This window comes from Robiginitalea sp. SC105, from assembly GCF_014243345.1.
Classification (GTDB): domain Bacteria; phylum Bacteroidota; class Bacteroidia; order Flavobacteriales; family Flavobacteriaceae; genus Robiginitalea.
Genome location: NZ_JACLZF010000002.1, coordinates 540,144 through 561,433 on the forward strand (window position 1 = coordinate 540,144; position 21,290 = coordinate 561,433).

A 21,290-nucleotide genomic window follows, 5' to 3' on the forward strand; every position below is an offset into this window, starting at 1 on the left:
TATGTGGCAGGCGCTTCGGGATCTGGACCGCGAATGGTTTTTGAAGCTCAACGGAACGGGCACCGAAGCCTGGGATGGCTTCTGGCTGTTCCTCTCGGACAAATGGCTGGCCATCCCGTTTTACCTGTTGCTGCTGCTGGTCGCATGGCGCGACCTGGGTTGGAGGCGGTTGCTTTTACTTTTGCTCTTCGTCGCATTGCTCATTACCTGTACGGACCAGTTGTCCAATTTTTTCAAGGTGGGGGTTGGCCGCCTCCGGCCCTGCCATGACCCGGCCCTGCAACCCTTTGTGAGGCTGGTAAAAGATAGTTGTGGCGGCCGGTTCGGCTATTTTTCCGCCCATGCCGCCAATGCCTTGGGGCTCGCGGCCTTTTTCACGACCCTGTGGGGCCGTCGCCGCCTGGGGTGGGGTGTATTACTGCTCCTATGGGCCTCGGCAGTGGGGTTCAGCCGGGTTTACCTCGGGGTCCACTTTCCGTTTGACGTGCTTACGGGATTTGCCGCAGGTGCCCTTTTCGGGTGGCTTTTTGCGCGCTTGTTTACCTTTGCCCGACAAAAGTGGATGCCATGATTCGAGGGACCATTTTCTGGGGATGTTTTCTGGGGATCCTGGCGGCCTATGTTTGTGGCCTGCCCGCCACGCTGATGGAAAACGATTCTGCCCAGTTCGCCGTGATGGCCATGCGGATGGTGCAGGAAAACGATTTCATCAACCTGGTCAAGGGAACGGAACAATACCTGGACAAACCCCACTTGCATTACTGGCTGGCGGCCCTCTCCTATAAGGTTTTCGGCATCCACGACTGGGCCTACCGCCTGCCTGCCGTACTGATGACCCTTTTGGCTGCCCTGAGCTGTTACGGCCTGGGGAAGCTCCTCTACAATGCAAATGCCGGCCGGCTGGCAGCCCTGATCTTTATGAGCGCACAGACCATTGTACTCTCCGTGATCGATGTCCGCACGGATGCGGTCCTGACGGGCTTTACAGCCCTTGCCATCTGGCAGTTGCTGCGCTATCTGAAAAACGGGAGCCTTTCCGGGCTGCTTTGGGGGGCGCTTGGGGCCGGGCTCGCCTTTTCGACCAAAGGGCAGATCGCATTGCTGGTCATTGGACTGCCCCTGATATGCCACCTGGCCTGGACCCGCCAGTGGCGACGCCTGGCCGATCCCCGGCTGCTACTGGCACTGTTGGTTTTTGGCCTTGCCATCAGCCCGATGCTCTATGCATACTACCAGCAATTTGACCTGCACCCGGAGAAGGTTATCCGCGGCCGGGGCAACCGGAGCGGAATCCTCTTTATTTTCTGGGAACAGAGTTTTGAGCGGCTCAGCGGGGAAGGGGTCGGCAAGAACAGCAGCGACTACTTTTTCTTTTTCCACACCTTCCTGTGGGTATTCCTGCCCTGGACGCTGTTGGGTCTGGCGGCCTTTGGCAACCGTGTACCCGGGGTGGTCCGCGCAATGGCCGGTCGGAGAAAGCAGGCCGGGGAAGTCCTCACCCTGGGGGGGATCGCGCTGATCTTCCTGATTATCAGTTTTGCGCAGTTCAAGTTACCCCATTACCTGAACATCCTGATCCCGTTGTTTGCCGTGCTGACCGCAGGTTACCTGGATGCGCTGCGGGAACAGGAAAAATGGCGGTGGCTGCGGCGTGCGGCACGCCTTCAGACAGGTATCCTGGGGGTAGTCCTGCTGGCGGTTGGCGCGATCCTTTTCTGGGTATTCCCCGTTTCCCCCTGGCTCGCTGCCGGCACCTTGCTGCTGCTGTCTGGGCTGGCTTTCCTGATCTGGCGCCTGCATAGCGACCCGCTGGTGCGGATCTGCCTGATCAGTGTCCTTGCCAGCACCGGGATCAATATCGTGCTCAACAGCCACTTTTACCCGGAACTCCTCAGATACCAGGCGGGTTCCGAACTGGCCCGGACCTATCTCCGGGAGGTCCCCGGTACGCCCCCGATCTACAAATTCACTGGGGAACACACCTGGGCCCTGGACTTTTATACCCGGCAGCCCTTGCGCCTAGCGCCTGCAGTGTCCCCGGACTCCCTTGCGGGACGATGGGTTTATGTGGATGACCGCCAGCGGGAGGCCCTTGCAGAGGCGGGTTTCCGCTGGGAACGCGAACTCAGTGCCGACCAGTTCCGGATTTCCCGTCTTCAGGCGAAGTTCCTGAACCCGGAGACCCGGACAGATGTACTCAATAAGCGGTATCTGTTGCTCCTGTCCCCGCCGGAACCCTGAGCCGCAATTCCGGCTTCCTGAAATGGTAATAAATCCCAGCCAGGGAGACCAGGGCGGTAATCATAAAGAATTCCATGCTCAGGCCGACTGCAGTGGTCTCTTCCAACCCGAACCAGGCCGATCCGTAAAAGAACAACAGCTCCCGGCTCCCTATCCCGCCGATGGTGATGGGCAACACGGCCACGATACTGCTGAGCAGGAACAACAGGAGGTAGGGCAGGTAGGCTTCGTCCACGTGCAGGGCATGCAGGAGGATATAAGCCGTCGCCAGTTGGGCGGCCTGCACCCCGGCAGAATAGGAGAGGGCCTGCCAGAAGACAGGATGGGCATAGGAGAAGAAGCGGCGGTGTACCCACCAGTAGGCACCCAGGCTGAGGAGCAAACCCAAAATGAGCCAGGGCGCATAGGGCTGCAACCACCCCGGTGCCAGCCAGAGCAGCAGGACCCCGCTGTAAAATACCAGCAGGTAAAGCCCGCTGATACGATCCAGGAGCAATACTCCCACGATACGCCTGACCCGGGTGCCAAATGTCTTGTGCAGCACATAGCCCTTGTAGGCGTCCCCCCCGATGCCCCCGGGCAGGAACAGGTTGTAAAACATCCCCAGGAGGTAGAGTCGGGCGTTTGATTTTTCTGTAAGCGGGAGGCCGATTTCGCGGAAATACCGGTTGAGGCGGAGGGAGGCTATCACCTTGGACAGGCAGAAAAAAAGGAGTGCAAGCAGCAGGAACCCCGGGCTGCTCTCCCGTATGGTTTCCCAGACGTCCCGAAATGGGATTCGCCGGAAGACGAGGTAAAGCAGCAGGGCGCTGAAAACGAGTTTCAGCAGGGCAACCCCTTTTTTACGCAGGTTTCCCACCGATCAGGACTTTTTTGATGCGGTACGGCCTCTTGTTCTGGGATTCGTAATAGGTCCGGATCAGCAGCTCCATGACAATCCCGATGGTGAAGAGCTGGATGCCCCCCAGGATGAACATCATCCCGAAAATAAGCAGGGGCCGGGTGCCGATATCCTGTCCGAACCCGAATTTGACTACCAGCAGGTAGGCGTTGATGGCGATTCCCAAAAGGATCAGCAACACGCCGAAGATGCCAAAGAGGTGGATGGGCCGTTGGAAATACTTGCGGATGAACAACAGGAGCATCATGTCCGCGATCACCTTGAATACCCTTTCGAGCCCGTATTTGGACTCCCCGGCGTGCCGGGCATGATGGCGTACCGGTACCTGTTTGATCTGGGCGCCTTCCAGGAATGCCAGCAGGGTGATAAAACGGTGCATTTCCCCATAGAGGTTCAGGTCTTTCGCTATGGTCCGTGAAAAGACCTTAAGCGCACAGCCGTTGTCCTTGATGTCGAGCTTGGTGACCCGGCGCACCAGGAAGTTCGCGATCTTGGACGGGATTTTTTTGATCAGGGAGTCTTTTCGCTTCTGGCGGATCCCCGTCACCACATCGAATTCCCCTCCAAGCGCATAGGGCAGCATTACCGGGATATCGCCCGGGTCGTTCTGCAGGTCGCCATCCATGGTGATGATGTACTCCCCTTCCGCGTAGTCAATACCGGCAGCCAGGGCAAGGCTCTGGCCGTAATTTTTTTTCAGGCAGATCAGGTGGACCTTCGGGTCGGCCATCTTGCGGACCACCTCCCGGGTGGCGTCGGTGGAAAAGTCATCGATGTACACGATCTGGTAGGTGTAGCCCTGCAGGCTTTCGTGGATTTTGCGGGTCAGAAGGGAGACATTTTCTTCCTCGTTATAGAGGGGGACAACGATAGACAGGAGCGATTGGGTCAGGACCTCCATGGAAAAGGCATTGATTTCAGGGGTAAATGTACGTCTTTTTTCGGGCTTCAGCGATTCGGGCCATACAGCTCCAACAGGCGTTCCGCAGCCCGGAACGGGCTGATCTGCCGTGCTGCGACGGCCTGTTCCAACTCCCTGTAGGCGCGGCTTACCTCCGGGTTCTCGTAAAAACCGGAAACGAGCTGCTCGGAAACGGCCTGTCGCAGCCACGTGGTATTCTGTTCCATCCGCTTCCGGTCGAATGACCCGTTTTCAAGGGCTTTTTCCCGGTACTTCCGGATGGTTTCCCAGACCGCTTCAATCCCTGAGCCTTCTGTGGAGGAACACAGCATCACTTCGGGCCTCCAGCCATCCGCCTTTGGAGGGTACAGGTGGAGTGCCTGCCGGAAGGTGGTGCGGGCCTGACGCGCCGCTTCGAGATTAGCCCCGTCCGCCTTGTTGATCACGATGGCATCGGCCATCTCCATAATCCCCCGTTTGATACCCTGCAATTCGTCCCCGGCCCCGGCAATTTTAAGTAGCAGGAAAAAATCCACCATACCGTGTACGGCGGTTTCACTCTGGCCGACCCCGACGGTTTCCACCAGGATCACCTCGAAGCCTGCTGCCTCGCACAGGCCGATGCTTTCCCGGGTCTTGCGGGTGACGCCTCCCAGGGATTCCCCGGCCGGGGAAGGCCGGATAAAGGCTCTTGGATCACGGCTGAGGTCATTCATCCGTGTTTTATCACCCAGGATGCTGCCCTTGCTGAGGCTGCTGCTGGGATCTACAGCCAGGACCGCCACCTTGAGGCCTTTCCCGGTAAGATGGAGGCCCAGGCTTTCAATAAAGGTGCTTTTGCCCGCCCCGGGCACCCCGGTTATGCCAATGCGGATGCTGTTGCCGGTGTGCGGGAGGCAGGACTCCACCAACCGGTCCGCGGCCTCCCGGTCCGAGGGAAGGGTACTTTCCACCAGGGTGATGCCCCGCGCGAGCGCCGTCCGGTCCGCGCGGCGGATACCCTCCAGCAGTTCCCCGGTGTCAGGGGGCTTGCGCCCTGGGGATTTGTGCTCCTTTTTGGGATTGGGTTCAGCCAACGTCCGGGGTGATTTTTACCAACACCTCCGTCTGGTCCCAGGCGAGCCGCATAACAACTTCCTGGCTGATGATGTCGAATTCGATGGTGAAATCCTCTACCGGCCGGGGCAGGCCCAGGGCAGGGGCTGCGACCTGAACCACATCGTGGTCCGGGTCCCGGGTGGTATTGTCCCCTCCGCTGAGCAGGGTAACCCCCCATTCAGGGACCTCGTCGTTCAGGATAATGGTCCAGCTGTTGCGGCCAGGAACCGTCCACAGGGAATATGTGCCGGCTGGCAGGGGTTTGCCGCCGACCAGGATATCCCCGCTGGTGGTAAATGTCGTGGGTTCGTTTGCCCCGGTCCGCCAAACCTTGTCATAGGGAACCAGCCCACCGAAGATCTTCCGGCCCTTTTTGGATGGGCTGCAGTAATCCACCTCGAGGGTTATCCCAGCCGCCTCGTATTGGGCGGTGCGTTCAGGACTGTATTTTTTGGTTTGTTCCCGCAGGTAGGGCATGCCCACAAAGTAGAAAAGCAGCAGCAGTGCGGCAAGGATGCCAACGATCCATTTCAGAATTTTCATCGGTTGTTTTTTTGGTTCCCTAAATGTACTAAATCGCCGCGGACCACTTTCAGGACAGCTTGCAAATAAATCAAAGCAACTAAAAAGGTGCAGGGCCAAAAGGCGGATGTACCACCAAAGTGGGTAAGGCTACAAAACAGATGCCCCGGTTGCGACTTCAGATATACTCGAAGGTAAAGCGCGATTCGTTCAGGTATTCTTCCCCAGGGTGCAATTCGGTGCTTGGAAACCCGGGGTGGTTCGGCGCGTCGGGGTAGCCCTGGGTCTCAAAGCAGATGCCCGGGAAATGGGGCGGTGTATACACAACGACAGCCGGTTGGTTGGTCGTCACCTGCATCCGGATTTTTGATTCGGGGGACAGCAGTTCTGCGGCCGGCATGGCCCCATTGAGTATGTAGGGGGTATCCAGGCGGGTTGCTCCTATCTCGCGTTCCTGCCGGAAGTCGAATTCCGTTTGGGAAATATCCAGGATCCTGCCAGTGGGTAACAGGCGCTGGTCAGTCTCCAGTCGCTCCCTCGCATTGAGACGCAGGCGGTAATGGTCTATGGAACCTGAGGAATCTATCTTAAAATAGGAGTGGTTGGCCAGGCTGACCACCGTGGGCCTGTCAGTTACGGCCTGATGTCTGACCAGCAAGGAGTTCCCGCTGATTTGATAGAGGACCCGGACCCGGAGGTTGCCCGGAAACCCTTCTTCCCCGTCCGGGCTGAAATAACTCAGCAGCACGCCGGCAGTGTCCCCGGAAGTGCGTTGTGCCTCTAGCTTCCAGGTGCGCTTGCCAAAGCCCCGTTCCCCGCCGTGCAGGGTAATCCCATCCCGGTGGGAGAGGCGGTGGTTTTCGTTGCCGACCCGGAGCACCCCGCCGGAGATCCGGCCGGCAAAACGACCCACGCAGGCCCCCAGGTAGGCCTGGTCCGCAAGGTAGGCTTCCGGCTCCTGGAGGCCCACCACCAGGTCGGTGTAGGCTCCACGGGCATCGCGTAGCTGCAGGCGCTGGATAATCGCCCCGTAATCCAGGACCTCCATACGAAGGCGGTCGTTTTTTACAGTAACTTGTTCCAACGCGAAGAGTAAAATTTTCGTTAAAAGTACACTTTTTTGAAACGCTGCCCGGAAGCCCTCGTCCTTAAGACAGCAACTAAAAACAACCGAAACTGGAAACTCAGGCAATTTTGACGCCCGACCTGATTGAGCAGTGTCGCAACCAGAACAGGAAGGCCCAGCTGGCCCTGTACCGGAAATATGCCCATGGCATGTTCTGTGTGGCGATGCGGTTTGTAAAGAATGAGGCCGATGCCGAGGACCTCACCCAGGAAGCCTTTATCAGGGCTTTCCGGAAAATGGATCAGTACAGAGGGGATGTGACCTTCGGGGCCTGGCTCAAGCGGATCGTCGTTAACCGCTGCCTGGATTTCCTCAAGGCCAAAAGGCAACATTTTGTGGAACTGGAGGAAAACAGGCTGCAGGTGGCCGATTCGGGAAGTTGGGAGGTGGCCTCCAGCATCGGGATCGAGGATGTGAAAGCGGCCATTGAGGAACTGCCCGAGAATTACCGGTACGTGGTACAACTCTACCTGGTGGAGGGGTATGACCACTCGGAGATTTCCGAAATACTGAAAATAAGGGAGAATACCTCCAGGACCCGGTTGATGCGGGGGAAGGGATATCTAAAGGAACTTTTAAAAGAAAAGCAACATGTCGCAGGATCTTAGAAAAATGTTTGAACAGGAACGCCGTCGGGAGTACCGCATGGCCCCGGATCATGAAACCCGTTTTGAAAAGCGGCTGGACAAAGCATTTCCGGCAAGGAAGCGAAACCCCTTCCTCTGGATGGGGATCGCAGCCTCCCTGGTGGCTTTGCTGGGTTTCGGTTTCTGGGCCCTGCAGCGCGGGCCTCAGCTGCCCGCGGCATCGGACCAGCCTGTAGTCCAGAAGGACAGCGCGGAAGTGCGGCAGGGATTTTCCCTGGGCGACCTTTCCCCGGACCTGCGGAAGATCGAGCAGTACTATACGGCCAACATCAACATGGAGCTGGCCAGCCTGGACATCTCCGACGAGAACAAAGTAGTGGCGGATGACTATATGGCCCGTTTGCGGGAACTGGATACCGAATACCAGAACCTGGTTGCAGAACTGAACGAAATAGGCCCCAATGAGGAAACCATTGCCGCCATGATCCGGAATTTCCAGTTGCGGTTGCAGTTGCTTACCAAGTTAAAAGAGAAGTTGAACGAATTAAAACAATCAAAGAATGAATCAGTCAGTAGCAACAGCGTCTAAGGCGCTGATCTTTGCACTCCTGTTGGGGTGGCAGAGCGGGCAGGCCCAGAAATCCAAGACCTATAAGGAGTCCTTCAATGTGGATGCGGATGTGGAGGTGGCCCTGAACACCAGTCATGCGGACATCGAGTTCGAGACCTGGAACCGGAATGAAGTGGCCGTGGAGGCGGTAATAACCCTCGAAGGGGCCACGGATGCCGAAGCAGCCGCTTATTTTGAAAACGGCGGCGTGGAGATCATGGGCAACAGTTCCCGGGTGGAGGTGAGTACCCGGGCGGGCAACAACTGGGCATACCGTTTCGACGGGGATTTTGACCCCGGGGATTTCAATTTTGTGATGCCCGAAATACCGGACATTGGCCCGATCCTGGAAAGTGTGGAAATACCGGACATCGGCCCGATCCTGGAGAATATGGAATTGCCTCCAATGCCCCCCGTCCCTTTCCAGAATTTCGATTATGAAGCGTATGAGAAAGAAGGTGAAGCGTATATGAAGCGCTGGAAAACGGAATTCGACAAGAAATTCGACAAGGAGTACCAGCAGCGCCTGGAGGAATGGTCCAAGCGCGCCGAGGAACGGGCCAAGGAAATGAAATTGCGAATGGAGGAGCAACAGGAAGCGCGCGAATTGCGCATGAAGGAGCGGGAAAAGCTGATGGAGGAACGCGCCAAGCAGCGCGAGGAGGCACAAAAGGTCCGGGAGGAAGCCCGCGCCCAATTGGCAGAAGCACGGGAGCAGGTGCGGGCCGCACAGGACCGCTCCAGGGTGTTTTTTATGCAGGGGGAATCCGGAAACGGGAAATATACCATCAAAAAAACCATACGGATCAAGATGCCCAAGGGGGCCCGCCTGAAACTCAATGTCCGCCATGGGGAGGTGAAACTGGCGGAGAACTCGATGAACCTCCGGGCAACCCTGAATTACGCCAGCCTGCGCGCCTCGACAATTGACGGGGACCAGACCCTGGTGGATGCCCGGTACTCGCCCATAGCGGTCAAATCTTGGAACCGGGGCCGGCTGAATACGGATTTTTCCGAGGACGTAAACCTGTATGAAGTGCGCCGGCTGGACCTGTCGGCAACTTCCTCCCAGGTGACCATTGAGCGGCTGCTGCAACAGGCATCCATCCGAAACAACCTGGGGGCCCTGCGCATCGGATATATCGCGAATGGCTTAAAGGATATGACTATTTCTGTGGACAACGGGCAGCTGCAATGCAAGCTGCCCGACGGGTCCTACCATATCAGCGTTCAGGAACGGAATTCAGAAGTGGATTATCCAGGCGCCATTGTCTGGGACGGGCCCAAACCCAAATCGGGGACCCCGCGCAAAGGCTACCATATCGCGAGGGACTCTGGCAGTTCCATCGTCATCAACGCCTCCTACAGCCAGGTAGAACTGGACCACTGAACTTTCCTTGCAAAGCAGCCACTCCTTCCTTTGGCTGCCGGGGCCAGGGCCGCTGACATGCGCATGCCCTCCTGAGAATCGCTCCCTCAAATACGCTTGACATCCGATTTATTCATGCAAACCTCCTGACAGGGGCAGGCATTTTGTTTACAGGTGAGTCATCCCAGGATAACCGGGAAGAACCGAAAATTCAATGTACGTCTTCTTTCAGGTACTCCTGGAAGTTTGCCTTGAACCGGTTAAGCCGGGGGATGGAAACATTCTGGATATAGGGGTTATCCGGGTGCTTGCGCTCGTAGTCCTGGTGGTACTCCTCGGCCTTGTAAAAGGTTTTCAGGGGGGAGACCTCCGTAACGATGGGCTGGTTGTAGACCTTGTTATCTTCCAGGGCTTTCATGTAGGCGGTGATGATCTTCCGCTCGGTCTCATTTTCGTAAAAGGCGATGGACCGGTACTGCGCACCCCGGTCCGGTCCCTGGCGATTGAGGGTCGTCGGGTTGTGGGAACCGAAAAACACCTGGACCAGTTCAAAGAAACTGACCACTTTCGGGTCGTAATACACCTTGACCGCTTCGGCATGCCCTGTACGGCCATAGCTCACCTGTTCGTAGGTCGGGTTTTCCTCGGTTCCTCCGGCATACCCGGATTCCACCTCGGCAACGCCCCGCACGCTTTCAAAAATAGCCTCCACGCACCAGAAGCAACCGCTCGCAAAATAAGCAGTGTCGTATTGTGACAGGTCCTGGGGCTGGTTCTGGGAAACCAGGTCGTGGGCGGAAGTGTCGCCCCCATCTGATTTCAGGTCCACCGCGGTTTCCTGTGCGGCCGCCGTGGAAGGTGCAACTGAGGTGTCCGGGTTTTTGGCTTTGGACTGGCAGGCCACTGCGAGTAGCAATCCCGCAGTGATCAATACTGTTTTTCTCAAATGTTTCATAGCAAAAATTATGGCTCCAATTTACGAAGGGATCATCCACTGAAACCCTAAAGGGCTGTTAAAGCTCAACCTCTGATTCAATTGGCTTCCCTCTAAAAGTCGGGGATACACCCCCATCCTTACGTGGCCTGTTTCCGGCAGGGGTGAAAAATAATCCGTTGGCAGATGAAGGGCTAAACAACTATCCCGTTTTTCGCGATATTTGGAAGATGCGGCAAAACACGCTACCCATACTGGATATCCCCTATTCCGCGGAGGGCTACCGGCGAATCGACCTGACCGGCCAGGGTCCGACGGACTACCGGAAGCGCCTGTCGAACTTTTTCCTGGAGCCCGGGGTACTTGTCGGGTACGGGGGGTACCTCGAAAGGCGGAACCTGTATGAAGGCTACGCGCGCTTCGGCCGGGCAGGGGCCCCGTTGCGCAATATGCACCTGGGGCTGGACCTCTGGGCACCGGAAGGAACCGGGGTCCTGGTGCCCTTGGAGGGAACGGTGCACAGCTGGGCGAACCACCCGGGCGCCGGGGACTACGGCCCGGTGATCATCCTGGAACACCAGGGTAGGGGCGGGCGCTTTTTTTCCCTTTACGGCCACCTCCACCCGGAGAGCCTGGAACACCTCCGGCCAGGCAAGTCCTTCCGACCGGGCGCATTGCTTGGCTGGCTTGGATCGGAGGCGCACAACGGGGGCTACCTGCCGCACCTGCATTTTCAGCTGATCCGGGACCTGCAGGGATACCGTGGGGACTACCCTGGGGTATCGGATGCAGCCAGCTTGCCCTTTTTCCGGGAAAACTGCCCGGATCCGGCTTTTTTCCTTCGTCTCCCCTAGTTCGATTTAGCGATAAACGGCACGTTCTTTCGCCCAGGTGTTTTTCTGGGGCGAGCCGTTCACCGATGATTTTTAGCGTCCTGTCCACTGGTCGGTCAGATACCGAAAAATATAGGGGTTTCGGCGACCCATTTCGCGTTGAACCCCTTTCCTGCGGTTATTTTACTATAAGAAATTTAAGTCATGAAAACCACTGCAACCGTCCTTTTTGTACTCTTCTTCGGACTGATCGCCTCCGCCCAGGATTCCCGCAAGCAGCAGGATTCCCGCGATCAGAAGGTTGCGACCATCGAAATGGGTTTGGTTCAAATAACAGAGGTTGCCGCTACAACCAGCGCTAACACAGCAACCAATAACCGGGAGGTAGCCCGTCTGTATCGCCGCAGTGACTCCAGGGTGAAGAAACACCTGCATTTCACTACCAGGAAAGATTTTCAGATGGCCTAGGGGGCGGCTGGCTCCTTTGCTTCCAGGACGGGTTGCAACACCTCCCAGACATTATCCGCCAGTATCTGATGCCCTTCCGCAGTGGGGTGAATGCCATCCTGCTGGTTGAGTTCCGGGATCCCGCCCACGCCCGCCAATAGGAACGGGACCAGTTTCAGATTGTACTGCTCGGCCAGTTCAGGGAATATATTCCGGAATTCGGAGGTGTAATCCGGCCCCATGTTCGGGGGTAGTTGCATGCCCGTGAGGATGATCCGGGTAGTGGAATCCTTCTGACGCACCCGTTCCACGATGGTTGCCAGGTTTTTTCGTGTTTCTTCCAGCGGTATCCCGCGCAATCCGTCGTTCGCCCCCAATTCGAGGACAAAAACCGAAACAGGTTGCCGCAGCACCCAGTCCAGGCGATTCACGCCACTGGCTGTGGTTTCTCCGCTGAGGCCTGCGTTCACTACCTTAAAGGGATATCCCAGGGAATCCATCCGTTCGCCGATCAGGGCCGGAAAGGCCTGTTCGGGTTCAAGGCCGAGACCTGCGGTCAGCGAATCCCCGAAGAAAAGAATGGTGTTGCCGGTCCCTGCGACGGTCGTTTCCTCCACATTGCCGGACGGGGAATTGCCCTCAGGACCCTGCTTCTTCCCCTGTTCCCCGCCACATCCGAGGAGCAGGAAAACCAATAAAATATAACGAAACTTTAAGAGTCCTGCCATGCCGATTGTCCCCGTGTTTTAAATTGTATTGTGTATTTTACGCGCTTTGCAAAACCTACAGAAAAGCGATTTATGTCAAATATATTAAACGTTCGCGAGCTTCGGAAAAGCTACGACAGCGGCGGGTCCGAACTCACCGTCCTGGACGATATCACCTTTTCGGTGCCTGCCGGTACCACCTATGCCATCGTAGGACCCTCAGGTAGCGGTAAAACGACGCTGCTGGGCCTTTGTGCCGGGTTGGATGCAGCGGATTACGGGACCGTGGAACTCTGCGGGGTGGCCCTGGAGGCTTTGAGCGAAGACGAACGTGCGGTTTTGCGAAACCGGAAGGTCGGGTTTATCTTCCAGAATTTTCAATTACTGCAGACCCTCACCGCTTTGGAGAATGTGAGCGTACCCCTCGAATTGCGCGGGCAAAAGGATGCGGCTGCTACAGCCGCGGAACTCCTGGGGAAGGTCGGGCTCGGGGAGCGGGTTTCGCATTATCCCAGCCAGCTCTCCGGGGGCGAGCAACAGCGGGTGGCCCTGGCCAGGGCTTTTGCCAACCGCCCGGAAGTACTGTTTGCGGATGAACCCACGGGAAACCTGGATGAAGATACCGGCGAGCGGGTAGTGGAGTTGCTTTTTGACCTGAACAAGGAAGCCGGTACCACCCTGATCATTGTGACCCACGATATGGACCTCGCCCGGCGGTGCGACCGCATGCTGCGGCTCAAGGGGGGCAAGGTGTACGAACGCCAGGAAATACCAGCATGATGGAAGCCACCCCGGACAGACAGCAGACGGCAGGCACCCGGTGGCTTTTCCGGATGGCCTGGCGGGATGGCCGCGCCAGCCTCAGGCGCCTTGTCCTTTTCATGGGGTCCATCGTCCTGGGTATCGGGGCCCTTGTGGCCATACAAAATTTCGGCCTGACGCTGGAGAATACCATAGCCGGCCAGTCCAAGGAACTCATGGGCGCCGATTACCTCGTGGACATGGACCATGTCCCGTCTCCCGAATTACTTGACACGATCCGGCGGATGCCCGGTACGTACAAACAGGAAGTGAATTTTGCTTCCATGGTGGCCTTCCCGGACCGGGAGGGCACCCGCCTGGTGCGGGTCCGGGGGATACAGGCAGGATACCCGATCTACGGGGCCCTGGAAACAGATCCGGCCGATGCCGGCTTCGGGGAAGAGCAGCAGCCGAGGGCCCTGCTGGACGAGTCCCTGATGACCCAATACCGCCTGCGGCCGGGAGATTCGGTGACCATCGGCAACCTGACGCTGCCCATTGGCGGTGCCATCGTCTCCGCCCCGGGGAACACGGCCGTTAGTACTTCCGTGGCCCCCGTTATCTGGATTCCCTTCGGGAGTATCGAAAAAACCGGCCTGATCCAGACCGGGAGCCGGGTGGAATACAACTTCTATTTCCGGGCCCCGGAAGGTGCTGACCTGGACGCGATCTATGACGAATGGGACCCGGTGATGGACCGGAACAATGCGGATGTGGACCTGCATACGGACACAAGTCAGCGGCTGGGCCGTAGGTTCGAAAACGTCGGCCGGTTCCTGAAGCTGGTGGCCTTTGTGGCCTTGTTGCTCGGCTGCCTCGGGATTGCGAGTTCCGTGCATATCTACATGCGTGAAAAGCGCCAGTTCATCGCCATCCTGAAATGCCTGGGGGCCACCCGCCGCCAAACCTTCCAGGTTTTCCTGGTCCAGGTGTGCGCCATTGGCTTGCTGGGGGGCATCCTCGGCACTTCGATCGGCCTGGCCCTTCAACAGGTGTTTCCCTATTTCGTTGCGGATTTCCTTCCCCTGGAACTGGACTGGAGTGCCCATTGGGGGCCCGTGCTACTGGGCATCCTGCTCGGGCTTGTGATGGCCGTGCTTTTTGGCCTGTTGCCCCTGCTGGGGACCTGGTTTGTCAGTCCCCTGGCGGCCCTCAGGATCGGCATGCAGAATTCGCGCCTTTCCAAACGGCTTACGGCCCTGGTAATGGCCATCATCCTGTTGGTCCTCTGGGGGGTATCCGCCGGGTTGCTCGGACAACCCCTGCGGGCACTGGGCTTCGTTGCGGGGATCGCGACCACCTTCCTGATCCTGGCTGCCGTGGCCTGGGGGGGCATGCGCCTTATCCGCAGATTTTTCCCGCATTCCTGGGGTTTTGAAGCCCGGCAGAGCCTTCTGAACCTGTTCCGGCCCAACAACCAGACCCTGGTGCTGATACTGGCCATCGGCATTGGCACCTTCCTGATCAGCACGCTGTATTTTACCCAGGATATGCTCCTGATCCGGGCGGAGGTGGAAGACCAGCGGCCGGCCGCCAACCTGATCCTGCTCGATGTACAGGCCGAACAACAGGAAGCCGTGGCCGAGACCACCCGCTCCCAGGGGTTGCCGGTACTGGAAAACATCCCCATCGTCACCATGCGGCTGGACCGGATCAAGGACCGGCCCGTACAGGAAATTCGGGAGGACACCACGGCGACCATCAACCAGTGGATCCTCTCCCACGAATTCCGGGTCACCTACAGGGATTCGCTGATCGGCTCCGAGCAGCTGACCCAGGGCGAATGGGTATCCTCCTACGACGGAGAAGGCCCCATACCCATCTCCCTTTCGGACAATGTGGCCCGGGATGCTGAGGTTACTATAGGCGACCGGCTGGTTTTCAACGTGCAGGGCGTCTTGATGGAAACCGAGGTGGCCAGTATCCGGGAGGTTGACTGGGGCAGGTTGCAACTGAATTTCTCGGTGGTTTTCCCACCGGAAGTGCTGGAAAATGCTCCGCGTTTCCACGTGCTGACCACCCGGGCAACGGATGCCGGCAAATCGGCCCGCCTCCAGCAGGAACTCGTCCGTGCCTACCCGAATATCACCGTCCTGGACATCCGGCAGTTATTGACTGTGGTTTCGGACATCCTGGATAAAATCGGCTGGGTGATCCGGTTTATGGCCTTTTTCAGTATCCTCACCGGCCTGATCGTGCTGATCGGGGCGGTGCGCACCAGCAAATTCCAGCGGATCCGCGAAAGTGTCCTGCTGAGGACCCTGGGGGCTCGTTCCAAACAAATCCTGCGGATCACCACCCTGGAGTACCTGTTCCTCGGCGGAATCGGGAGTGTTATGGGGGTACTGCTGGCCCTGGCAGCCACCCAGCTGCTGGCCCTGAATATTTTCGAGACCAGTTTTGTCCCCTCCTGGGTTCCATTTGCCGTGGTGGTTCCGGGCATCTGCCTGATGGTACTGGCCATCGGCCTGCTCAACAGCCGGGCCGTAATCAGCAGCCCGCCCCTGCAGGTATTGCGGCGGGAAGGTGTCTGATTTTTTCCGTCCGAATCGCTTTCTTGCCGGCATGGCTGGCCGGCCCAAACAACAGCCAGATCACCCTGCTTTAGGGCAGGACTACCCGGATGGGGAAGCGCCGGGAGAGCAACAGGCTTTCGGCCTCGGAGAGTTCGGTAAATGTCTTGCCGAATACGCGCCGCGCATATTGGTCCCTAACTTCGCTGACGGCCAGGGTAATACGGTTTTTTAACAGGATGAACTGCCGGTATTTTACATCCAGTTCCAGATCGATGATGTAGAGGGCCTCGGGGCCGAATTCCCGGGCGTGCCGGTAGACCAGTTCACTCAGGCCCGCTTCGTCCACCAGGCGGTCGGAGACAATGGTCTGCGACCTTTCGTTCAGGTAGACCCGGAATACATTGGCGCCCCGGTTGGCGTAGCGGGCGGCCTGCTCGCTAACGCTTTCAGCAAGGACTTCGGGATTGACAGGCGCACGCGCCTGCAGGTCGATCAGGTAATAGGTTTGCAGCCTGTAAAAGGGCCAGTTGAACTCGGATTCCCCCAGGATATCCAGCAGGGAGGACGCCTGCAGCTCCGCACTGATCCCTTCCGTCACCAGGATGTCCCGCCGGTCCATGAACCGGGTGAGGACGGCGTCGGGATTGCCCGACCGGAACCGCTCCAGCTCCAGCTGGCACCTGCGCCAGGCCGTGGAGTCCCTGGGCAGTGACCGCAATCGGGCGTTGAAACTCCCGGGGTCGCCGGTGTCGATGCGCTGGCCTGAGGCGATACGTTGCAGTAAACCCCTGAAATCCAGGGCTTCCGGGCCTTCCAGGATCCCTTCCCCGATGAGCTCGGATTCATAGGTGCGCATCAGGCTGTCCAGGGGGCTGCCGTCCGGCACAAAGGTTTCGCGCAGGCATGAAAAGAAGGTTTCTTCAGGCGGGATGGACTGGCCTGCTGCGGGCAGAGCGATCGACAGAAAAAACAAGTGGAAAAGCACCAATTTTACGGATGGGTGCGGACCTGGGATTGGGATGCCTGACATAGAATGAAAATTCGGGAAGCAAAAAGATACGGAATTCTCCCCTGATTATGCAGGTTTGCGGGCCGCATCCCGGAACAGGTTGCTTTTTAACCTTTTATTGGGTCATTGGACCCGAATTTAACAGGAAACTCGCATTTGCAATGTAATTTCAGGTATTTAAAGGGTTACCTTTGACCCCGTCCGGCAGCGTGCCGGGCATCCCAGCCTCCGGGCACCTAAAAAAGAAACTATGATACTATTTGCTATCGCATTAACCGGCATCGCCTTCACATTGTTGCTGACTTTCCGCAAACTTAAGCCTGTCCGGGTAAAGAAGTAAACGAACTAAAATTTAAACCCCTGTCACCAACGCCATAAGCGTTGAGGACAGGGGTTTTACTTTGCAATCTATCCATTCCGGTTTAAACAGATCCATTCCGGTCGAAATAAATCCATCTCGGTTGAAATCCGTTCAAGCCAATTGAAATCAGTCCATCCCCGGCTGTTTCATTTCCCAGCCTTCCCGGGATTTCGCCTCACTCACCTGCCTTTTCACATCTTCCAGCAGCGCCTTGGCGTCATAAATAATGCCGTCTTTGATCGTATAGCTCACACCGCCTACGCGGACCACCTGGTTGTCTTCGGTGAGTTTGATCGCGCCGGTCCCATATAAAACCTTCAGGTTTTCAAGGGGGTTTTCCGCCACCAGCACCAGGTCGGCCAGTTTGCCCACTTCCACGCTCCCGATCTGATCTGCCATCCCTAGGGCTTCCGCCCCGTTCAGGGTTGCCGCCCGGATGACCTCGAGGGGGTGGAACCCGGCTTCCCGCAGCAATTCGAGCTCCCGGATATAGGCAAAACCGTACAACTGGTAGATAAAGCCGGAATCCGAGCCGGCCGTTACCCGCCCTCCCCGGTTTTTGTATTCGTTGATAAACGTCATCCAGAGCCGGTAGTTCTCTTTCCAGGCAACCTCCTGCTCGGTCCCCCAGTAATGCCAGTAGGAGCCATGGGAGACCTTGCTGGGGGCATAAAACCGCCAGAGGGAGGGCAGGGTGTACGTCTCGTGCCATTCTGCCCGCCGCGCCCGGTGGAGATCCCGGCTGGCCTCGTAGATATTGAAGGTGGGGTCCAGGGTAAAATCAAGGTCCAGGAGTTCCTCCATCACCGCATTCCAGTGTTCCGAATAGGGTTCGGCAGCCTGCTGCCAGAGTTTCCCCGCCTCCTGGAAGCGATGCTGTTCATTGGCATAGTTGTAGTCGAGCGGGTAGTCCTGGACGGTGCGGTCTGCAAACAATGCCTCAGGCAACCCGTACCAGTGTTCCATACTCGTAAGGCCGGCCCTGGCGGAGTGCAGGACATTCCACCGGGCCACGGCCAGCTGGGCGTGGTGGCAGGCCGAGCGAAGCCCCAGTTTTTTGTTCTCATCCAGGGCCGCCTCCATGATCGCGGGTTCTGCCCCGAAAAACTTGATGCCATCGGCCCCCTTGGCCGCGTTGTCCCGCACCCACTTCCGTGCCTGTTCCGGGGTGGAAACCGGGTCGTCGTGACCCTGTCCGAAGCCCGTATATACCTGGATTCGCGGCGCAATGATGCTGTTCTGCGAACTTTTGCGCTTCAGCTCCATCGCAAAATCGACCCCACGTCCGCTCGGCTCCCTTACAGTGGTGATGCCATGGCCCATCCAGAGTTTGAAAACGTAGTCAGGTTCGGCACCCTGGGCGGTCCCTCCAATATGCCCGTGCATGTCCACAAAACCCGGGAGGACATACATGCCAGCGGCCTGGATTTCCTTGCCGCCGGGCCGGAGCTTCGGGCGGTTGTCCGGATTGATCGCGACGCCCGGGAAGCCCACGTTTTCCACCCGGGTGATCCGGTTCTTTTCGATGACGATGTCTACCGGGCCCATGGGCGGGGCGCCGTTGCCGTTGATAAGTGTGGCCCCCCGGATGATCAATTGGTCAAAAGGGCCCTCGGAAACGGGTTGCTGGCCCTGAAGGGACAGGGACAGGATCAGGAAAAAAAAGAGAAAGGTGTTGCGCATGTTTCGTATCTAAGGTGTTTGAAATCGGCTTTTTAAGATCGGTATTCTGAGATCGGCTTCCCGAATCCTGGTACCTCGTTACAGGGGTTGAGATTCATTCCGGGACCCGGATGTGGTTGCCAAGGAAAAGGGCGTTCAGGAACAGGCGGTTGGTACCGTACCAGCTGCCCCTGAAATTCGGGTTATCGGCAAAAAGGATGGCGCGGCCGCCACCCATTCGGCTGACCAGCAGGGAGGCGGACCCCTTGGCAAATTCCTCCAGGTTTTTCCTGGTCAAAAATCCATCGATATGCGGGTTGTCGGTATAGGCGGCAACTGTGGCATACGGGTTATTGGCCGGGGCCAGCCATACTTCGTTGTTTTTGTAAACGGGTATTTCATCCTCGGTATACCCAAAGGCGAGCGGGTGGGTACGGTCCAGGTCCACCCTGAGTATCACCCCGCCCACGCTTTCCTTGCCCAGGTTTTCGGGCGCATCCACATAGGGCAGGCGTCCGCTGGTTTGCGTCGTGTCCTTTGCCGTCAGCTTTTCCTTGACCCACTCCTTTTCAATGATGTATTCGGAGGCCCCGGCGATGGTAATCAGGGTATTTCCGGCATCCACCCAGGCCTTTATTTTCTGTTGTTCCTGATCGGAGAGCCCGTAGCGGCCGCTTACCAGGACCAGTGTATTGTACTCCTCCAGGGATGCCCGGCCGAAATCCCGGAGCGGTATCTTGGTGATGGGCATGTGCACCCGCGTATCCAACAGGTGCCAAACCTCGCCAGCCTCATAGGATCGGACGCCTTCCCCTATGAGCATAGCAGCCTTTGGCTGTTCCAGCGGCTCCACATAACCGCTGCCCAGGTCGATGCCTTTCAGGTGATAGCCGGAGGTCACCCCGTAGGCCGGCACCCGGAATTCCTCCTGAGCCTCCCGCAGCAGGCGGTGGACCTCCTCCGGGGGTTTCGACTGGAGGTGGACCGGCAGCACGAGGGTCCCGTACCCGAAGCTCTTTTCAGCCTCCCCCACACGGGTGGTAAAAGGTTTGAAGGCGCTGGCCAGAACCAGGCCCCTGGACTGGAGGGAATAGAGCAGGGCCGGGGCATTGTAATCGTTCCAGTCAATGAGGTAGGCGTAGTCGGAGCGCTCCACCGGGGCAACCGGGAAGAGCCCTTCCACGGTGGTGATTTCCTCCCCGAGGCTGAAACTGCGCACCGGGCGGTAATCGATATTGTAAAAATTGGCTACGGACCAGGCCGATGCATCGTAGAATACGCTGTCACGGTACTGGTTATACGTTTCAAAAAAAGTCTGTACCATCCGGTACTGGGGCTGGCCCGAGGGGATGACAAAGCCCCCGTTGCCGTCTTCGTATACTTTTACCCGGTGCAGCAACAGCTTGTCCAGTAAAGCGCGCAGCCGGTTCTTGTCCGGTGAGTCAGGGAGCCGGTATGCCTGTGACCTGCCGGCAGCCGCATTTCTCAGGGCGCTGGTGAAAAAGTTCTTCTGGTACCTTTGCAGGTAGTCCTTGTTCTCGACGGCTGCCTTTACGGTGGCCATGCCGGAAACCAGCTGGTTGCGGATGGTAAAGGGGAAGGTGATCTTCCCGTAGGCGGTTTTCTGGGCGTGTCCCCGGGAACTCGCCTGTTCGAAAAGGAGTCCCAGCCCACCCTGCAGGTCCGGGTAGGAAGACCCGTAACCCGGATACGTCCCGTCAAAGACTTCCTTGCTGAAATAGAGCGAGCCCAGGCTGTCGTGGGATTTGACGAAATATCCGGCGAAGAGCTCGTTCAGGTCCTCGTAATTTTCCCTGGGCATGATCGGGTCGCGGGAGCCATTCATTTTCATCGGCTCGAAGAAATGCGTGCTCTGGCTCCCCATTTCGTGAAAATCGGTAACCACGTTCGGGTACCAGGTATGGTACCAGTCGAGCTTGCCGCGGCTTTCCGGGTTGATGGCCAGCAACCAGTCGCGGTTCAGGTCAAACCAGTAGTGGTTTGTACGGCCCCCGGGCCAGTATTCGTTGTGTTCTGCATCCTGCGGGTCTGCCACCAGGGGGTCTGCCCGGTAGGAATTGGCCCATTGTGTATGCCGGTCGCGCCCGTCCGGGTTGATGGCAGGGTCCACAAATACGACGGATTGTTCCCGGTAACGGCTGATGCGCGGATCTTCCGAAGCGACAAGGATGTAGGCCGTGAGCAGTGCCGCTTCCGAACTGGAGGGTTCATTGCCGTGGACATTGTAGCCCAGGTTGATAAAGACGGGCAGTTCCGGGTCGGCGGCAAAAGGGGTGTCCGGGTTGGTAAAGACCAGGTGGCGCTCCCGGAGTTCCCCGATCTGGGCCAGGTTTTCGGGCGTGCTGATCCGCAGGATCACCAGGGGCCGCTTTTCGTGGGTATGGCCGTAGGTTTCAATACTGGCACGGTCGGAGGTTTCTGCCAGCACCTCGAGGTAGCGGACGATCCGGTCGTGGCGGGTATGGTACTCGCCAATGCCGTACCCGAGGAAAGCTTCCGGGGACGGGATGTCCGACCGGTAAGGGGCATATTGTTCCAGAAAGTAGTCTTGTGAATGCAGGAGTGTGCCGCAGAAAAGCAGCAACAGGATAAACGTATTTCGCATGGGTTGGTGGTGGTTTGCTTTGGTCCGCCCTAAGATAGG

General features: G+C 57.8%; 19 protein-coding genes. 9 read left to right on the forward strand and 10 right to left on the reverse strand.

The features are described 5' to 3' along the window. Window position 1: 1 nt before the first annotated feature. Window positions 2-571, forward strand: a complete 570-nt coding sequence (locus H7F20_RS11580) for a phosphatase PAP2 family protein (protein WP_185786342.1) — start codon at window positions 2-4, stop codon at window positions 569-571. Continuing rightward, on the forward strand, window positions 568-2,241 hold the full coding sequence (locus H7F20_RS11585; RefSeq protein ID WP_185786343.1) for a glycosyltransferase family 39 protein: 1,674 nt from the start codon (window positions 568-570) through the stop codon (window positions 2,239-2,241). Before H7F20_RS11580 ends, H7F20_RS11585 begins: the two co-directional genes overlap by 4 nt. On the opposite strand, the gene H7F20_RS11590 is transcribed toward H7F20_RS11585, so the two are convergent. The 5 genes from H7F20_RS11590 to H7F20_RS11610 all read right to left on the reverse strand — a co-directional run bounded on the left by H7F20_RS11590 (window position 2,198) and on the right by H7F20_RS11610 (window position 6,747). Next, on the reverse strand, window positions 2,198-3,100 hold the full coding sequence (locus H7F20_RS11590) for a lysylphosphatidylglycerol synthase transmembrane domain-containing protein (protein ID WP_185786344.1): 903 nt from the start codon (window positions 3,098-3,100) through the stop codon (window positions 2,198-2,200). The two genes, H7F20_RS11585 and H7F20_RS11590, sit on opposite strands and share 44 nt — an antisense overlap. Next, window positions 3,084-4,043, reverse strand: a complete 960-nt coding sequence (locus H7F20_RS11595) for a glycosyltransferase family 2 protein (RefSeq protein WP_185786345.1) — start codon at window positions 4,041-4,043, stop codon at window positions 3,084-3,086. Before H7F20_RS11595 ends, H7F20_RS11590 begins: the two co-directional genes overlap by 17 nt. Before the next feature lie 47 nt (window positions 4,044-4,090). Beyond that, window positions 4,091-5,119: a methylmalonyl Co-A mutase-associated GTPase MeaB gene (gene meaB, locus H7F20_RS11600; RefSeq protein WP_185786346.1), complete on the reverse strand. Its 1,029-nt coding sequence runs from the start codon at window positions 5,117-5,119 to the stop codon at window positions 4,091-4,093. Next, the gene (locus tag H7F20_RS11605; protein WP_185786347.1) at window positions 5,112-5,684 is read right to left on the reverse strand and encodes a DUF2911 domain-containing protein; all 573 of its coding nucleotides are present in this window, start codon (window positions 5,682-5,684) and stop codon (window positions 5,112-5,114) included. Before H7F20_RS11605 ends, meaB begins: the two co-directional genes overlap by 8 nt. A 157-nt stretch (window positions 5,685-5,841) precedes the next feature. Beyond that, the gene (locus H7F20_RS11610; RefSeq protein ID WP_185786348.1) at window positions 5,842-6,747 is read right to left on the reverse strand and encodes an aldose epimerase family protein; all 906 of its coding nucleotides are present in this window, start codon (window positions 6,745-6,747) and stop codon (window positions 5,842-5,844) included. Window positions 6,748-6,857: 110 nt separating this feature from the next. On the opposite strand from H7F20_RS11610, the gene H7F20_RS11615 reads away from it, so the two are divergent. The 3 genes from H7F20_RS11615 to H7F20_RS11625 are packed head-to-tail and all read left to right on the forward strand — an operon-like array spanning window position 6,858 to window position 9,376. Continuing rightward, entirely contained in the window at window positions 6,858-7,397 is a 540-nt protein-coding gene (locus H7F20_RS11615; RefSeq protein WP_221898768.1) for an RNA polymerase sigma factor, read from the forward strand. Continuing rightward, window positions 7,381-7,965: a hypothetical protein gene (locus H7F20_RS11620; RefSeq protein WP_185786349.1), complete on the forward strand. Its 585-nt coding sequence runs from the start codon at window positions 7,381-7,383 to the stop codon at window positions 7,963-7,965. Before H7F20_RS11615 ends, H7F20_RS11620 begins: the two co-directional genes overlap by 17 nt. Next, window positions 7,937-9,376, forward strand: a complete 1,440-nt coding sequence (locus H7F20_RS11625) for a DUF4097 family beta strand repeat-containing protein (RefSeq protein ID WP_185786350.1) — start codon at window positions 7,937-7,939, stop codon at window positions 9,374-9,376. Before H7F20_RS11620 ends, H7F20_RS11625 begins: the two co-directional genes overlap by 29 nt. A 190-nt stretch (window positions 9,377-9,566) precedes the next feature. Here the strand turns inward: H7F20_RS11625 and msrA are convergent, their stop codons facing one another. Continuing rightward, window positions 9,567-10,310 carry a peptide-methionine (S)-S-oxide reductase MsrA gene (gene msrA / locus H7F20_RS11630; RefSeq protein ID WP_185786351.1) on the reverse strand — a complete coding sequence of 248 codons (744 nt, stop codon included), beginning with the start codon at window positions 10,308-10,310 and terminating at the stop codon, window positions 9,567-9,569. Window positions 10,311-10,519: 209 nt separating this feature from the next. Between msrA and H7F20_RS11635 the strand changes: the two genes are divergently transcribed. Both H7F20_RS11635 and H7F20_RS11640 read left to right on the forward strand, forming a co-directional pair. Further along, entirely contained in the window at window positions 10,520-11,143 is a 624-nt protein-coding gene (locus H7F20_RS11635) for a peptidoglycan DD-metalloendopeptidase family protein (RefSeq protein WP_185786352.1), read from the forward strand. Window positions 11,144-11,326: 183 nt separating this feature from the next. Further along, window positions 11,327-11,590, forward strand: a complete 264-nt coding sequence (locus H7F20_RS11640; RefSeq protein ID WP_185786353.1) for a hypothetical protein — start codon at window positions 11,327-11,329, stop codon at window positions 11,588-11,590. On the opposite strand, the gene H7F20_RS11645 is transcribed toward H7F20_RS11640, so the two are convergent. Next, window positions 11,587-12,297, reverse strand: a complete 711-nt coding sequence (locus tag H7F20_RS11645) for an arylesterase (RefSeq protein WP_185786354.1) — start codon at window positions 12,295-12,297, stop codon at window positions 11,587-11,589. The genes H7F20_RS11640 and H7F20_RS11645 overlap by 4 nt on opposite strands. A 72-nt stretch (window positions 12,298-12,369) precedes the next feature. Between H7F20_RS11645 and H7F20_RS11650 the strand changes: the two genes are divergently transcribed. Together H7F20_RS11650 and H7F20_RS11655 are read left to right on the forward strand one after the other, a co-directional pair. Next, window positions 12,370-13,056: an ABC transporter ATP-binding protein gene (locus H7F20_RS11650; protein WP_185786355.1), complete on the forward strand. Its 687-nt coding sequence runs from the start codon at window positions 12,370-12,372 to the stop codon at window positions 13,054-13,056. After that, on the forward strand, window positions 13,056-15,611 hold the full coding sequence (locus tag H7F20_RS11655; protein WP_370588525.1) for an ABC transporter permease: 2,556 nt from the start codon (window positions 13,056-13,058) through the stop codon (window positions 15,609-15,611). Before H7F20_RS11650 ends, H7F20_RS11655 begins: the two co-directional genes overlap by 1 nt. Window positions 15,612-15,681: 70 nt before the next feature. Here the strand turns inward: H7F20_RS11655 and H7F20_RS11660 are convergent, their stop codons facing one another. The 3 genes from H7F20_RS11660 to H7F20_RS11670 all read right to left on the reverse strand — a co-directional run bounded on the left by H7F20_RS11660 (window position 15,682) and on the right by H7F20_RS11670 (window position 21,251). Further along, on the reverse strand, window positions 15,682-16,566 hold the full coding sequence (locus tag H7F20_RS11660; RefSeq protein ID WP_185786356.1) for a hypothetical protein: 885 nt from the start codon (window positions 16,564-16,566) through the stop codon (window positions 15,682-15,684). Between the two features lie 523 nt (window positions 16,567-17,089). Then, window positions 17,090-18,646 carry an amidohydrolase family protein gene (locus H7F20_RS11665; protein ID WP_185786357.1) on the reverse strand — a complete coding sequence of 519 codons (1,557 nt, stop codon included), beginning with the start codon at window positions 18,644-18,646 and terminating at the stop codon, window positions 17,090-17,092. Window positions 18,647-18,740: 94 nt separating this feature from the next. Beyond that, entirely contained in the window at window positions 18,741-21,251 is a 2,511-nt protein-coding gene (locus tag H7F20_RS11670; protein WP_185786358.1) for a M14 family metallopeptidase, read from the reverse strand. Between the last annotated feature and the right edge of the window lie 39 nt (window positions 21,252-21,290).